Here is a 15,970-nt window from a genome sequence, read left to right on the forward strand (position 1 = left end):
TAGGTATATTGCGATAGCGATATGGGTGACAACGTGGTTACAATAGGGTGACATCAAAAATGAGGACTCAACATTGGATTTTTTGTTTGATTATGGGCTGTTCTTAGCCAAAATTGCCACGGTGGTGATCGCCATTGTTAGTATTCTTGTGATTATTAAAGGATTGAAGGGCCATCATGGTGCACAGAAAGGCGAGCTTGAAGTAACGGATCTTACAGAGCAATACAAGGACACTGTGTATCAGTTAGAGTCTCATTTGTTCGATAAGCCGTTGCTAAAAGCACGCGATAAAGCAGAAAAGAAAGCAGAAAAAGAGAAACACAAAGCCCGTCAGAATGAAGTGAAGAAGGCGGCTAAAGAGGGCGATCTATCTCATACGCGCGATCCACGTTTATTTGTGTTGGATTTTCACGGCAGTATTGATGCCCGAGAAGTCGCTGCATTGCGTGAAGAAGTAACGGCGATTCTTGCCGTTGCCATTGAAGGTGATGAAGTGTTACTCCGACTTGAAACGGGTGGAGGCATGGTTCATGGCTATGGCCTGGCTTCTTCTCAGTTGGATCGTCTGAAGAGTGCAGGTGTGTCATTGACGATTTCAGTCGACAAGGTTGCCGCCAGTGGTGGTTATATGATGGCGTGTGTAGCAGATAAAATCATCTCTGCACCGTTTGCTGTTGTCGGTTCGATTGGCGTGATCGCCCAGCTACCAAACTTCAATAAGTTACTGAAAAAGAATGATATTGAGTTTGAACAAATCACCGCAGGTGAATTTAAACGTACGCTGACGATGTTCGGTGAAAATACCGATAAAGCGCGGGAAAAATTCCAAACCGAAATTGAAGAAACACACGGTTTGTTTAAGGATTTTATTGCCATTCATCGTCCAGATCTCGATCTTGAAAAAGTTGCGACTGGTGAGCATTGGTTTGGTAAACAAGCCGTGGCACTCGGTTTGGTGGATGAAATTGGCACCAGTGATGATTTCATCAGCCAGGCATGTAAAGATCGAGAAGTGCTTCAAGTCCGTTATGTTCAGCGTAAAAAATTAGCAGAAAAATTAGCGGGTGTAACCGGTGATGCGGCGGATAATTTGTTACTGAAGTGGATTAGTCGCGGTCAGCGTCCAATCATGTAAGGAATTATGATGAACCAGAAATGGGCTCTGTTTTCATTTGCGGGGCGGATGCGACGTCGTGATTATTGGTTGTATAGTGTACCCGTGCTGCTGGTATCATTACCTGTATTCTTGTATGCCACACCTGAAAATTTAACCAATAATCCGTTACTCGATGTTCTATCGATGGTGATCTTAGGGTTTGTATTTTGGGCATCATTGGCTCTGAATATCAAGAGATTGCATGATAGAAATAAGAGCGCATGGTGGATTATTTTAACGTTTGTTCCCGTCATTGGGCCTATCTTTGTGATTATTGAATTAGGTATTTTAGAGGGTACCAAAGGTGCAAATCAGTACGGTCCCGATCCAAAAGGCCGAGGTGGTCCCCCTTCGTCATCAGGCGGTTCGCATGATGATGAACCTAAAGACAGTATCACCATTGAGATGTGATTGTATCCATCCTATGTAAAAACAGCCCCGCGAGTGCGGGGCTGTTAGTTGTTAGCCTAAGCAAGTGTAAACTCTGGTGACAGCTTGTGTGCCAAGAACTTAAACATATTGAAAACAGCCGTTGTTTTCTCTGTTGGTAGGCCATCGCTATCAAGAAAATATTCGCCTTTGAAAATTAGCACGCCAGCTTGTTCTTCAACTGAAGTGGCTCGCATACCGTCTTGGTAACCTTTATGGTCTTGGATAAGTTGATTGGCAATTAGCAGGATATCATCGCGGGAAATGGATTGTTTGGTGCTCATGACGTTCTCTTGATTCCATAATGTCGCCCTGACGGGTGTCAGGTGGGTATAACAGTGTATTGAAGTTAAGCGGTGAAGACAAATTTTGAGAAGAGCCATTGTTCGGTACAAAATTGTATAAAGAGTAGCTAGCTAAGTCATTGAAGAGCCAAATTCTGTGAGCGGTGACGAAAATTTGCTGTTTTTTATAGCCAAATTGGTAACGAGGTGGTAATCATTACCGCCCGTTGGGAACTGAACTATTTTTTACGTATATAAAAGAGGGAAAATATCCGATTTGATGGTCAAAGAAACGACGTGTTGATGGTGTTATTATAAAAATCAACACAGCTTTAACAACTGGAGAAGGGACGAGCAAACAGTTTCGATTTGTCAAAAACCAGTTGACCTTCTAGGATTGTAGCCCAATATGTAAATACCAATGACATTACGTAACTAGTTATCCATACGTTGTTCTCAATCCGCTTGGGTACAGCAATTTGAATAGTTACTTAATCAGTTTGGTGTACCAAAATTGTTGTGTAGCCAAGATGGCTTGGTACGCAAGGGTTTGTTTTTTGTGAATATTTAAGCACGAGGACGTAATAAAATTATTATGGGTAAATCTCTCGTTATTGTGGAGTCCCCAGCCAAGGCGAAGACTATCAATAAGTACTTGGGTAAGGACTTCATTGTAAAGTCAAGCGTAGGTCACGTGCGTGATTTACCAACTGGTGCGCGTAGTACAGGCAAAAAAGCTGCTGCGACCTCGAGCAAAGGGCTGAGTGCGGAAGAAAAAGCACTTATCAAAAAAGAAAAAGACCGTAAGTCGCTGATCGGTAAAATGGGGGTTGACCCCTATAACGATTGGGCAGCGCAGTACGAAGTGCTACCTGGAAAAGAAAAAGTTGTTAATGAACTACAGAAACTAGCGGCCGATGCTGACTATGTTTATCTCGCAACCGATTTGGACCGCGAAGGAGAAGCTATTGCGTGGCACCTTCGTGAGCTCATCGGTGGCGATGAAGCGCGTTATAAGCGAGTAGTTTTTAATGAGATCACCAAAAATGCAATTCAGCAGGCGTTTGAACAGCCTGGTGAACTTAATATTGATGGTGTGAATGCCCAGCAGGCGCGACGTTTCCTTGACCGCGTGGTTGGCTTTATGGTCTCGCCGTTATTGTGGAAAAAAGTCGCACGCGGTTTGTCAGCTGGTCGTGTTCAGTCTGTGGCGGTAAAACTCATTGTTGAGCGAGAGCGTGAAATTAAAGCGTTCGACCCTGAAGAGTACTGGGATATCAATGCCAATACGTTAACGTCAGCTAGCGAAGCTCTGCGTTTGATGGTTGCCCAGCAGGCGGGTAAAGCTTTCCGTCCGGTGAATGAAGCCGAAGCCATGGCGGCAAACGCCTTGCTTGAGAAAGCGGCCTACAAGGTGGTTGATCGTGAAGATCGCCCAACCAGCAGTAAACCATCGGCACCTTACATAACCTCGACGCTGCAACAAGCGGCGAGTACCCGTTTGGGATATGGTGTAAAGCGCACCATGGGCCTAGCTCAGCGTTTGTATGAAGCCGGTTATATAACTTACATGCGTACAGACTCAACCAATTTGTCAAAAGAAGCGGTTGAAGCAGCGCGTGAATTTATTGGCGCGGAATACGGTGAGAATTATCTGCCAGCGCAGCCTAATGTGTATGGCAGTAAAGGTAATGCTCAGGAAGCACACGAAGCGATTCGCCCATCAAGTGTGGATGTGAAAGCCGAGAATCTGGAAGGCATGGATCAAGATGCAGTTAAGTTGTATGACTTAATCTGGCGTCAATTTGTGTCATGCCAGATGGTTCCAGCCAATTATGATTCAAGCACCATTACCGTTCAGGCCGGTGATTTCACGCTAAAAGCCAAGGGACGTACATTACGTTTTGCCGGTTGGACACTGGTACAGCGTCCATCAGGCAAAAATGATGACACAACGCTTCCTATGGTTCATGTGGGTGAAATACTGAACCTTGAATCTCTGGAGCCTAAGCAGCACTTTACGAAGCCGCCAGCGCGCTTTACTGAAGCCGCATTAGTTAAAGAGCTCGAGAAGCGTGGTATTGGTCGTCCTTCGACTTATGCATCAATTATCTCGACTATCCAAGATCGCGGTTATGTCCGTGTTGATCAGCGACGTTTTTATGCTGAGAAGATGGGTGAGATTGTCTCTGATCGTTTGGATGAGAGTTTTGCAGATCTGATGGATTACGACTTTACTGCCCGAATGGAAGGTAATCTCGATAAAATCGCCGAAGGCCAAGCGAACTGGAAAGCAGTATTGGATAAGTTCTTCAGTGACTTTACCTCAGAGCTTGAAAAAGCTGAGCTGGATGAAGCTGAAGGCGGTATGAAGCCAAACAATATCGTCTTGACCGATATTGCGTGTCCAACTTGTGATCGTCCGATGGGGATCCGTACCGCATCAACGGGTGTTTTCCTCGGTTGTTCTGGCTACGCATTGCCGCCGAAAGAACGTTGTAAAACAACGATCAATTTGGGTGATGAAGACGGTGTAGTCAATGTGCTCGAAGAGGATGTTGAAACCGCGGCGCTACGTGCTAAAAAACGTTGTCCAAAGTGCAGTACCGCGATGGATGCTTACTTGCTCGATCAGGATCGTAAACTGCATGTTTGTGGTAATAACCCAAGCTGTGATGGTTACGTGGTAGAGAAAGGTGAGTTTAAGCTGAAAGGCTATGAAGGCCCAGTGATCGAGTGCGAGAAGTGCGGCTCGGACATGGAGCTTAAGAACGGTCGTTTCGGTAAGTACATGGGTTGTACTGGCGAAGGGTGTAAGAACACGCGTAAGATCTTGAAAAATGGTGAAATTGCACCACCAAAAGAAGATCCTGTTCATCTGCCTGAGCTGCCATGCAGCCAAGATCCTGATGCTTACTTTGTGCTGCGTGATGGCGCATCTGGTCTATTTATGGCAGCGAGTAGCTTTCCTAAATCGCGAGAAACCCGTGCACCATTAGTGGAAGAGTTGGTTCGCTTTAAAGATCGCTTGTCGCCGAAGTTTATCTATCTGACTGAAGCGCCTACTCATGATCCAGATGGACTTCCAGCCGTTGTTCGCTTTAGTCGCAAGACCAAAGAAAACTATGTTCGTTCAGAAGTTGATGGTAAACCATCAGGTTGGACTGGCTTATACATTGACGGTAAGTGGGAAATTACCGATAAGCGTAAGAAGCCTAAAAAAGACAACGCTGATAAAGAAAGCGAATAAGTAAGAAATCTCAAAAACCGCCGAAAGGCGGTTTTTTTTGCATAAAATGTTAGAGCGGTAAATGATCGATAATGAGTAGGTAGAAAAAAGGCCATCAACGATGGCCATGTTAGTTGGAACGCTAGCTGATCACCACTTACGTTTGGGCTGAAAGAGCACGTCGAGTTCGTCCTGCTCTTTTTCGATCATTTGCTGGCGCTCTTGTTCATTACTGCGGTTTTGGCTATTGTCTATTTCATTCAGCATTTGCGTGAGTTTTTCACGCGCTTGATTGGCATAGTTATCATTTTTGCTTGCCAGCACCTCAAGACCTCGCTTGAGAAGTTGTTTGGCAGTGCCAAGCTGACGCTTCACTCGGGCATCATTCGCGCGTTTTATCACATTTTCGATATTAATCCGAAGCTGGATACCTTCAAGCCGCGCGTTCTCTGCAACGAATGATTGCGTCGGCATACGGCCTTTACTGTGCTCACCCTTAATAACGTTCTTTAAGCGTTTAACCAGCTGAAGCATGCCGATAGCCTGCTTGTCTGTATTGGGTACTTTGAAACTGGCAACATCATTATTCGAGTAACTTTCTTGTAGCTGACGAATTTGCTCTGCGACATTGTTGATCCGGTGTGGTAATGACTTATCCGTGGGATCCGTTTCTCTCATACTTTCTAGCGAAAAAAGTACCCGACGATTTAGGCATACTAGTAATTCTTTAGTGTACGGTAGGTGGTGAGCATTTCCGATGAGCTCTTCAGTCGTGTCGATAATGGCGATATATTTAGCCAATTCTTGTTGTTTACTGCTTTCAAGTTTTTGTCGGTACTGGATAATGATGTTGTAACCAACGATCAGAATCAGCAACAGACTCACCAGGCCAATAATTAGTGGCATACTCATAGGGTTAATGACCATCCGCGGTTGTGCTTACATGAAGGCTATAAGATACACCATCTCATAATAAGGGCATAGCACCGTGATGATTTTTGCGGCAAGAATCGAGAGTATTTTTATCATAGTGTAAGAAAAATACCGGGTGGCTATGGTCGTTAAAATTTAGCGAAAAATGATGGCCGGTATAGGATATTTGCCAACAAACACTAGGCATATTCCGGCAATCAATATATAAAGTAATGTTATATATAATTGTATTGACACAATAAACCCAAGTTATCTCAAGAAGTTTGTGCTCGCCCAAACAACTCGCTTTTCGGGAGTGAAACCGCACCTGTTTCGGTGTCAATTTAGCTTGAAAGAGCATATTGTTCTCGCACTAATATTTAGCATTGAGCGCACTTGGCTCATATTGAAAGCTGCATTTTGAGGTCATTAGGGTATAAATTATAAGCAGGTGGAGCCATGAAGTTACAGCAGTTAAAATACATTGTTGAGATAGTCAATCATAACTTGAATGTGTCATCCACAGCAGAGAGCTTGTACACCTCTCAACCGGGGATCAGTAAGCAGGTGCGTTTACTGGAAGATGAGCTAGGTGTTCAGATTTTCGAACGTAGTGGCAAGCATTTGACGATGGTCACGCCTGCCGGTGAGGCGATCGTTAAAATATCGCGAGATATTTTGTCGCGAGTTGAGAGTATTAAATCAGTTGCGGGTGAGCATACCCATCCTGAAATGGGCACACTCAACATTGCGACAACCCATACTCAGGCTCGCTATGCACTGCCTGCTGTGATCCAAGGTTTTACTGCCCGGTATCCCAAAGTTACGCTCCATATGCATCAGGGAACCCCATCTCAGTTAGCGGAAGCAGTGGGTAAGGGTACGACAGATTTTGCCATTGCGACTGAGGCACTTCATCTTTATCAAGATATGATCATGTTGCCGTGTTATCACTGGAATCGCTCTATTGTGGTAAAGGCCGATCATCCCCTTGCAAAAAAAACACAGATTACCATTCATGATTTGGCTGCTTATTCATTGGTGACTTATGTGTTTGGATTCACAGGTCGATCTGAGCTTGATAGTGCTTTTAATCGTTCTGGTTTGACTCCAAAAATTGTGTTCACGGCGACGGATGCTGATGTGATCAAAACCTATGTCAGGCTAGGTATTGGGGTCGGGGTTATTGCCAGTATGGCGATAGATCCAATGACGGACAGTGATTTGGTTGCCATTGATGCTAGCCATATTTTTGATGCCAGTACCACCAAGATTGGGTTTAAAAAAGGGACGTTTTTACGCAGTTATATGTACGACTTCATGGAGCGTTTTGCCCCGCATTTAACGCCAGAGGTGGTTGATCAGGCTGTTGCGCTGAAAACCAATGCTGAAATAGAAGCGATGTTTGCCAGTATGCGGCTGCCGATAAAATAATGCGCTTTCTGGTAATGACAATGGAGTATAGAATAAGCGGGTTTTTGTCTGATACTGCATGAGTACCTCTTCAAACCATGAATGCCCCGCTATTTTCTCAGCTTGATAGTCTCTTATCCCAGACTCGTGAGTTCTGGCAGTTTATGCCTTTTGCTACCCCGCAATCGCTGTGGGAACAACGTCATCCAGAGTTATCTCAGTGGTTGCTGAATGTCACCGATCAAGAAATTGAGGCGTTCATTCAACATCCAGAGTCGTTAGCGGTTGCTATGACACGCTGGATCCCGCAGGCTCCGAGGCTCATGGCGTTGGCGGCACTTGAACCGCTGCCGAAAGTCGCATATACCCCCCCTAGGGGGCTTGATGCGGGGATTCCCGGACGGAAGTGGCAGCAGCTTGAAGCATTCAATGGTGTGCTGCCTGCGTTGTCATTACCGTGGTTGGAATGGTGCGCGGGGAAAGGCTTTTTGGGGCGAGTGCTTGCCGCGACTCATCATACTCCAGTGATCAGTTTAGAGTGGCAAAAGACATTGTGCGATAGCGGTACAGAGGCCGCAGAAAAGCTGGGTCTTGATATGACATTTGTTCATGGGGATGCCTTTTCTGCTGAGAGCGAGCAGTATATTCATCCTCAGCAGCATGCAGTGGCGCTGCATGCTTGCGGTGATCTTCATGTCTCTTTACTACAACGTGTCGCCAGCCGCCGCGGACAAGCTGTGAGTGTGTCACCTTGTTGTTATCACTTGATCCGAAATAAGACCTACCAGCCATTATCACTGCCAGCAAAAAACAGCCTTTTACAGCTGTCTAAGCATGATCTCCGATTACCGTTGCAGGAAACGGTAACGGCGGGTAATCGGGTCCGAAATCTGCGCTTTATTGAGGTGAGCTTCCGGCTAGGATTTGATAGCCTGCAACGGGATATTTTAGGTGAGGATAGCTATATACCGGTACCTAATGTACAGAAAGGTTTGCTTAATCAGGGTTTTGAGTCTTTTTGCCAATGGGCGGCAGAGCAAAAAGGTATTGCTCTTCCTGATGATGTCGATTATGGCTATTGGCAGCGGCAAGGCGAACAGCGTTATCGTTGGGTGGAGCGCCTAGAGCTGGTCAGGCAGGTTTTTCGACGTCCGCTCGAACTGTGGCTGGTTTATGATCGAGCATGCTTCATGGAAGAGTCGGGCTACAAAGTCACAGTGGGAACCTTTTGTGATAAACCTATAACACCCAGAAATATACTGATTCATGCGGAGCTGTTGAAATAAATGGATGTTACTACATTAATCTACTGTGCATTGGCGTTGGCTGCGGGGTGCTTTGTTCAGAGTACGGTGGGATTTGGGATGGCGATTGTGGCTGCACCTATTGTCTATTTTTTTGAACCCCGTTTTGTGCCGGGCACCATCACTTTAGTTGGCCTAGTCCTGGCGTTAATCAATATGTGGCAGTACCGTACCATGTTATCAGTGAAGGGGTTGGGTGCCGCATTTATTGGCAGAATACCGGGTACATTTGCCGCCATGGCTTTACTGCTTTATATTTCCCCCGAGTCGCTGGCCTTAGTGCTGGGAACCGGTGTATTAATGGCGGTGGTGATCAGCTTATTGAAAGTGAGGATCCAACCTACCCCGAAAGCATTGTTCTGGGCAGGTTTTGCTTCCGGACTGATGGGGACGTCGACCTCGATTGGCGGACCGCCTATGGCATTGGTATTGCAGCATGCTGATGCGGGAAAATTACGTGCAAACCTTGCTGGTTATTTTGCGTTTAGCTGCGTGTTATCGTTGATCGCGCTTTCTGCGACCGGGCATTTCAGCTTGTGGCATCTAAAATACGGGTTAATGATCTTGCCGGCGCCCATTCTGGCCTCTATGTTTGCTTATCGTATTCAGCACCGGATCAAAGCAGAATGGCTGCGTTATGCTCTTTTAGTATTATGTTCAATATCAGGGGTCGTTGCTATTTGGCAGGGAGTGTCACCGCAGTTGGCGTAGCTATTGAGCAGGCTAAAATTACGAGCCTCATGCTCATGAGCTGGCATCGGGTGCCCTAGGTAATAGCCTTGACAGAAGTCAAAGCGGCATTCATGCAAATACTGCAATTGTGTTAAGGTTTCAACACCCTCCGCGACGACTTTCAAATCCAGCTTCTCACAAATTGCCCGGGTTGCCTCAATAATCGCTTGGCTGCCTTTATGTTCTCCTTGAACAAAACTCTGATCAAGTTTTACTGTGCTGATGGGAAGATCCTGAAGTTGCGACAGCGAAGAATAACCGGTACCAAAGTCATCAAGATAAAGTTCTAACCCCAAAGATGCCAGGTCATTCAGACATTGCTTGGCATCGTCGTACTCCTGCAGCATGGTTGACTCTGTTAGCTCTAACGCCAGCTGTGAAGGGGGAATATTATAGCGGAGTAGCAAGGCCTGTATGGTTGGCGCTAGGCTGGACTGTAGCTGTGCACGCGAGAGATTGACACTCATGATGAAGCTTTTATCATATTGCTTTCGCCATCTGGCCAGTTGCTTACAGGCCATTTTGAGAATCCAGTTACCGAGGGGGACTATCTGGCCTGTTTCTTCTGCTAATGGAATAAATTCTGCAGGGGAGACTTGACCAAGCTCTTTATCATGCCAGCGAATTAGGGCTTCGTAGCCTTTCAGAGTATGGGTTTTCATATCAACAATCGGTTGATAGTAAAGTTCAAAATCCTCTGCTTCAAGCGCTAAGGTTAGATGGTGGCGTAAGGTCATTTTTCGGTAGAGAGCATCTGCCATATCAGGTGAAAAATGGTGGCTTCGGTTGCGACCACGAAGTTTGGCTCGGTGCATGGCCATATCGGCTTGAGTGACAAGGGTTTCGATGTCTTGCGCGTCGGTCGGGTAGTTTGACGTACCGATACTACAGCCTATTGACAGTTCACCCACTTCTTTGAGGTGAAAAGGACGGTTAAGCGCTTTGATCAGCTGTTTGGCAAATAACGTTGGATTAGCGATATCCCGGTGTTCAATGTGCACAATGAATTCATCTCCACCGAAGCGGGCGAGAAGTCCCTTGAGCTTCACTTCATCTTGTAGTCGAATGGCAATTGCTCGGAGTAATTTATCACCAATGGCGTGACCATAAGTGTCATTAATGAGCTTAAATCCATCTATATCAAGAAATAATAAGCTGTAAGCGGAATGAGTGAGCTGATTTTCAGTGATGGCTTTCGTGATACCACGTCGATTTAATAAGCCGGTCATGGGATCATGTTCAGCATTGTATTTTGCTTTGTGCTGCTGCTCTTTGTCCTGAGTGATATTAATGAGGTTCAGCAATAGCTGGTGTTTGTCTTCTAGCCACTTCCCTTCAATAGTAAACCAGTAGTGATTCTTTCCTGTCCAGCACAGGCGCTTGGCTTTAAGGGTACCCGTTTGGCGGGCTTTGTTTAACCAGTCATGGGAAAGCTGACTATCGCCAAGAAAGCAACTCAGGGTCAGAAGGTGATTGCCAAATGAATGGGTGAATGCGGTGTTTACACTCGTTAATTCGCCAGTATCATCAAAAAGGAGAGCGAGATTAGAACTGCCTGAAAAGGCCAATTCACGCCGTAGGCTTGATTCTTCCGCGATGACTTCGACCAGCATGGCAATCGTACCATCGCTATTTGGAATGCCTGAGAAGTGGCATAGGGTCTTCTTGATAATGTTATTGGGGGAAAAGTGCCACCATGTTTTGATGGTTTCACCTTTCTTAAACAGAGAAAGGTAGTTGTTAAGCACTGCATTGATAGCTTCAGACATGTCAATGCTGAAATCACGAGAGGTTAACTCATCATGGCTGGCGACTTCCCAAAAGGGTAAGGAGGCCGAATTGGCCCAGATAATGCGTTTCGTGTGGATATCAAATACCCATACAGGAGATTGAAGGTATTCAAATAACGTAAAGGTTTGATTCATCACGAATGCTTATGAATTTTTGTGATTAATAGTGATGCTATCCCAAAATCAGTATTATCAATACAGGGATAATTTGAAATCGTGAACTTAATTCATGAACAAGAATAAAATGGAGTTAAGGAATTGAAAATAGGTAAAAAAAGCGATATGTAATCGCTTTTTTACCGTTCATAACAGACATGCGTTATTGGAGAGCGAGTTTAAACTCAAGGCCGATAAATGCTTTGTCATAAGACGCGCCGGCATCAAGTGCATAGTTAGCGGCATTCTTATTACCAAACCATGGGCTGTAGGTAAAGCTGACATCGGTATCGCCTTTCCACCAGTCTGTTACCCAGTAGTGAATATGACCTACAGGGTTAAGAAGGAATAAGGAAACATCACCCAGCGTTTCTGAACCCATGACTTCGCCACCATTGGCGGTGATTTGTAGCTCAGTTTGGAACATCCATTCACCGGCAACAGCACCAAAGAGCGGTGTCACAATAATATCTTGAATCGAGGGGACTTCGGCGAAGGATTCTACCCCGTATTCCCAGAAAAATGTCGACATGGTGGCGGAGTAGAGGAAGGACTCCCATTCATTAAAACCAGAATGGCGCGCCGCGGTATAGTAAACACCGCCAAAATAGGGGTGCATAATATAATTGAGATAATGATCGTCTTCGTCCCATACCGGGCCATCACTGACATTGTCTAACCACTTTTTACCCAGACCACTTAGGTTACGGTCTTCTTCACCCCAATTGGTAATACTTTCGGGCAGTAGCGTCATCATCCCGACGGTCGCCAGACTCAAGCCAAAGATAGTATATGACTGCTCAAGCAGGTAATCCCAGTTCTTCTCCGAAGAAACCGTTAAGTGCATTGGTAGGGTGTTGACAGAGTGAGTCTTATTCTCTTGAATTGTAAGGCTATCTTCTGATAATGAGGTCGAATAGAAAACCGCAGGTGAAGACGTTTGAGAGTAATGGTTAAGAAAAGTACCTTGATTAGCACTGTTTTCTAAAAACGTATTTTCCTGCCAAGCCATGGCTGGCGTGCTAATCGCACAGCCCAATACAAGTGACGATAAAAGTGAAGTGCGCAAAATACGCTCCGCAGTAGATCAAGTTAGATAGGATTTGAGTGCGGGAGTATCACTGAAAAGTAATTAAATTCCTAGTAGTTATTGCTGTTGTCTTGCACAGTTTTCTTATACTTACTGGAAATAAGTACTATTTATGCTTATGGTGTAAAGTTTAATGTGTAATTGGTTAACACAATGTGTTGTGTGGGTCGAACCGCAGCATGTGTGAATTAGTCATTACATGCTGCTGTTCTATTTTGGATATTGAGGCGAGTGTTATCCCACCGTAGGAATAACCCCTGCCATCTGCAGTAGTTGTGCGGAGATAATTAATATTCCTACACCCGTTGCTGCAATCAGTGCGGGGGTACCACCTGCCACTTGATATGCATTATGCAGCTTATATTGTTGTTTACGTTGAGTGTGAACCATCGCCACAGGAAGAAATATAGCAAGAATAACAAGGGCGATAGCGGCGAATCCCAATGCCATAATGAAGCCCTGTGGGTAAAACAGCGCAAAACCGAGTGGTGGTAAAAAGGTAATTGCGGCCGTTTGGATTCGGCCGTATTTATGGCTGTCGCGCTTGAAGCTATCAGAGATAAAATCAAAGAGCCCCAGACTTACCCCAAGGAATGAGGTGGCCAGTGCTAAATCAGCAAAAATAGAAACAGATTGGCTAACCATCGGGTTATGGAGTAGGTCATTTAACGTCAGAATGAAGCTGTTCAATGTATTGCTGGTCATTAGATCTGACTGGCTCATCACACCTTGGCTCGCCAGTTGCCAAAATATGTAGATGATTAGCGGTAATGATGATCCGAAAATCATAATTTTCCGTAGGGTTTTAATGTCCATACCTATATAACGCACAATGGATGGAATGCTGCCATGAAAACCGAAAGAAGTAAAAATTACGGGTAGGGCTGAAATGATTAAGCCTTTTTCAAGCGGCATATTGACCAGATACCCTGCCTCTACATTAGGGGCTAGTAACCCCAGCATGACAACCAGCGCAATAATTTTAAGGGTGAATAAGACCCGATTGACCATATCCACGGAATGCGTTCCGATAGCCACAACTGTCGCAATGATGAGGGTAAACATAATCGCACTGGTTTGTGCGGAAACATCTAATGAAAGCCATTGATTAAGCTTGTTATTGAGTTGTTCGCCGCCACCGGCAATGTACGCAGCACAAAGTGAATACATTAGAAATGCCACTGCAAAGCTGGCGATGTATTGCCCTTTACGCCCGAGTAGTTGATGGGCAAGCGTGTTAAGTGTTGCGGTATTATCAGCGTGTTGATGCACTTCGAGCATCAGTAATGCGGTGTAAGTCATTAATAGCCAGATCCCACACATAAGCAATGTGGCGGTGGTAAATCCTAATCCGGCTGAAGCCAGAGGCAGTGCCAGCATACCCGCTCCGATCGTGGTACCGGCAATGATCAGCATGCTGCCGAACGTTTTATTCATGGACATGAAAATGTTGCTCCCAGAAATCGTATAAGTCGTCGTTGGGAGCGGCGCGTACACCGGTGATTACTCCCTGAGAAAGATTGTGAGCCACACCGGAGTAATCTATAAGTGTAAAATATTTTTTACAGCAGATTGAGCCAGTGTGGCTATCGATAGTAAGTGTGGCGGTGGGATATTTTCATGGTCCACTCTCTAATATTGGTCATATGATATGCTTATTATGATTTTTATATCATTTTTCGCTGATGAGTACATTATCGATCAAACATCACACTGTCAACAAATGTTTAATTAGGTGTAATTAATTGTTTACAGTCACCGTGTGTCGCCCATAGGAGTGCACACGGTTTTGATCTTTATCGACATAAAAGAGTGGTATAGATCGGAAATGAAATGAATTTAGGTATAAGTTTAGGGCTGGATTGGTTAGCGAGCGAGGAAAGCATGCTGGAAGTGGTGATGATCAGTACTGGAGATGAGGTACTGTATGGTGATATCGATGATACTAATGCGGCTTGGTTGTCTCGACTATTTTTTGATAACGGGGTGATGATGACACGCCGGACGACCATCGGCGATCAACTCGACAGGTTAGCCAAGGAGATAGAATACTGCAGTTTGACGGCTGATATAGTGATCGTAAATGGTGGGCTAGGGCCGACTACTGATGACTTAACTGCGCAAGCTGCTGCGATTGCGGCGGATGTAGGGCTAGAACTTTCGTCGTTCTGGGTTGACGCAATGCGCGATAAATACGCCAAGCTTGAGCGTGAAATGCCCGAGACCAACCTTAAGCAAGCGATGCTACCAGAAGGGGCTGAACTGCTGGATAACCCGGTGGGGACTGCCTGTGGGTTTGCAATGAGACTGAATAGGGCGTGGCTCTTCTTTACTCCTGGGGTGCCCAGTGAGTTTAAGTTGATGTCTCGAGAGAAAATATTGCCCCGCATTTTATCGACGCAGATAGATCATGATGGACGAGAATGTCATCGGTTGTATACCTTTGGTCTGTCAGAATCGGGCATTGGCCAGACATTGCAATCATTGGTGTTACCAGAGGGGTGTGAACTGGGATATCGTTCTTCATTACCTTTTATTGAGGTGAAACTTTTTGCCCCTCAGGGCCATTCCCAAGTTCCAGCGCTTTATCAGGATATTGCCGCGAAGCTAGGGAATAATGTCGTGGGTGAGGGGCGCTCATTATTGCCGACAATTGGCGCTGCACTAAACTCAATGTCTTTACAGCTCGCCGTGACAGAAGATCATAGCGGCGGGATGGTGATGAACCGTTTGAGTGATGATGAATTATGTGCGCAAGCACTGGCGCAAGGATGGTTACTGAAGCAGCCACGATCCAATCAAGTTTTGTCAGTAGAAGAAAGCCTGCTTGATGTCGAGGCAATGGCCTTGGCTGCCAAAGACAAAGCGAATGTCTCACTGGCCTTAGCCGTTGGTCATAGTGCTGAGCAGGGCGTGACAATTGCTTTGGCGACAGAGGCTGGAATATGGTCACAATGTGTAGTGACGCGTCGAATATACTCATCTCAGGATCATCGTGTTGTGATCACGACTGCGGTGCTGGATATGTTACGGCGTTTTTTGACTAACAAGCCAGTAATAGGGCATTATGAGTCAATAGACTGCATTCTTTCCCGCCATATACCGAACACGATTGATTGCCGTTAGGCTGAATGGTTTCCCGATAAAAAACCGTTGCGATAAATCATCGCAATGGTTTTTTGTTTGCCCAGCGAAGCTGGCAAACCCGTCAGGTTGCAAGAAACCTGAATCACCCCGACTGAGGGGAAGATAATCCGAATCGCAAGGGCGTTGCTGGCCAACGGCAGGGTCTGAAGGAAGCGATAGGAAGTTAACAGTACACAACGAAAGTGAACCTGATTCGGCAGTCTAGGTGGGTAAGCGTGCAAAATAGCGCAAAGCCCCATACTCAGTCAGACCTATGCTGTGCTTGAGGGTGGAATTGTTAACAGGGAGCCAGTGCAGTAACTGGGGAAGCCTGGCACCACATCCGGGC

General features: G+C 45.6%; 12 protein-coding genes. 7 read left to right on the forward strand and 5 right to left on the reverse strand.

Features of this window, described 5'->3' with window-relative positions; genetic code table 11:
* Positions 1 to 73: 73 nt before the first annotated feature.
* Both sohB and L4D12_RS18055 read left to right on the forward strand, forming a co-directional pair.
* Positions 74 to 1,135, forward strand: a complete 1,062-nt coding sequence (gene sohB / locus L4D12_RS18050) for a protease SohB (RefSeq protein ID WP_428449222.1) — start codon at positions 74 to 76, stop codon at positions 1,133 to 1,135.
* 9 nt (positions 1,136 to 1,144) lie between these two features.
* Positions 1,145 to 1,567, forward strand: a complete 423-nt coding sequence (locus L4D12_RS18055; protein WP_428449235.1) for a DUF805 domain-containing protein — start codon at positions 1,145 to 1,147, stop codon at positions 1,565 to 1,567.
* A 56-nt stretch (positions 1,568 to 1,623) separates the two neighbouring features.
* Here the strand turns inward: L4D12_RS18055 and L4D12_RS18060 are convergent, their stop codons facing one another.
* A complete protein-coding gene (locus L4D12_RS18060; protein WP_428449223.1) occupies positions 1,624 to 1,869 on the reverse strand; it encodes a YciN family protein in 246 nt (81 codons plus the stop codon).
* A gap of 595 nt (positions 1,870 to 2,464) precedes the next feature.
* Between L4D12_RS18060 and topA the strand changes: the two genes are divergently transcribed.
* Complete coding sequence (topA, locus tag L4D12_RS18065; protein ID WP_428449224.1) at positions 2,465 to 5,119, forward strand: type I DNA topoisomerase; 2,655 nt, start codon at positions 2,465 to 2,467, stop codon at positions 5,117 to 5,119.
* A 129-nt stretch (positions 5,120 to 5,248) separates the two neighbouring features.
* On the opposite strand, the gene L4D12_RS18070 is transcribed toward topA, so the two are convergent.
* Positions 5,249 to 6,010, reverse strand: a complete 762-nt coding sequence (locus tag L4D12_RS18070) for a DNA repair protein (protein ID WP_428449225.1) — start codon at positions 6,008 to 6,010, stop codon at positions 5,249 to 5,251.
* Between the two features lie 459 nt (positions 6,011 to 6,469).
* Here L4D12_RS18070 and cysB point away from each other — a divergent pair, with 459 nt between their 5' ends.
* The 3 genes from cysB (at position 6,470) to L4D12_RS18085 (ending at position 9,438) form a co-directional block, all read left to right on the forward strand.
* The gene (gene cysB, locus L4D12_RS18075; RefSeq protein WP_428449226.1) at positions 6,470 to 7,444 is read left to right on the forward strand and encodes an HTH-type transcriptional regulator CysB; all 975 of its coding nucleotides are present in this window, start codon (positions 6,470 to 6,472) and stop codon (positions 7,442 to 7,444) included.
* 77 nt (positions 7,445 to 7,521) lie between these two features.
* Positions 7,522 to 8,709 (forward strand): methyltransferase, encoded by a 1,188-nt coding sequence (locus L4D12_RS18080; RefSeq protein ID WP_428449227.1) that lies wholly within the window; start codon positions 7,522 to 7,524, stop codon positions 8,707 to 8,709.
* Positions 8,710 to 9,438 (forward strand): sulfite exporter TauE/SafE family protein, encoded by a 729-nt coding sequence (locus L4D12_RS18085; protein WP_428449228.1) that lies wholly within the window; start codon positions 8,710 to 8,712, stop codon positions 9,436 to 9,438.
* Here the strand turns inward: L4D12_RS18085 and L4D12_RS18090 are convergent.
* The 3 genes from L4D12_RS18090 to tyrP form a co-directional block, all read right to left on the reverse strand.
* Complete coding sequence (locus L4D12_RS18090) at positions 9,363 to 11,384, reverse strand: putative bifunctional diguanylate cyclase/phosphodiesterase (RefSeq protein WP_428449229.1); 2,022 nt, start codon at positions 11,382 to 11,384, stop codon at positions 9,363 to 9,365. The genes L4D12_RS18085 and L4D12_RS18090 overlap by 76 nt on opposite strands.
* Positions 11,385 to 11,568: 184 nt before the next feature.
* Positions 11,569 to 12,474 (reverse strand): DUF3943 domain-containing protein, encoded by a 906-nt coding sequence (locus L4D12_RS18095; protein ID WP_428449230.1) that lies wholly within the window; start codon positions 12,472 to 12,474, stop codon positions 11,569 to 11,571.
* A gap of 255 nt (positions 12,475 to 12,729) precedes the next feature.
* On the reverse strand, positions 12,730 to 13,938 hold the full coding sequence (gene tyrP / locus L4D12_RS18100; protein WP_428449231.1) for a tyrosine transporter TyrP: 1,209 nt from the start codon (positions 13,936 to 13,938) through the stop codon (positions 12,730 to 12,732).
* A gap of 390 nt (positions 13,939 to 14,328) precedes the next feature.
* On the opposite strand from tyrP, the gene L4D12_RS18105 reads away from it, so the two are divergent.
* Positions 14,329 to 15,621, forward strand: coding sequence for a CinA family nicotinamide mononucleotide deamidase-related protein (locus tag L4D12_RS18105; RefSeq protein ID WP_428449232.1), 1,293 nt, complete (start codon positions 14,329 to 14,331; stop codon positions 15,619 to 15,621).
* Positions 15,622 to 15,970 lie beyond the last annotated feature (349 nt).

Origin of the sequence: Photobacterium nomapromontoriensis (assembly GCF_050336815.1) — a bacterium.
Taxonomy (GTDB): domain Bacteria; phylum Pseudomonadota; class Gammaproteobacteria; order Enterobacterales; family Vibrionaceae; genus Photobacterium; species Photobacterium nomapromontoriensis.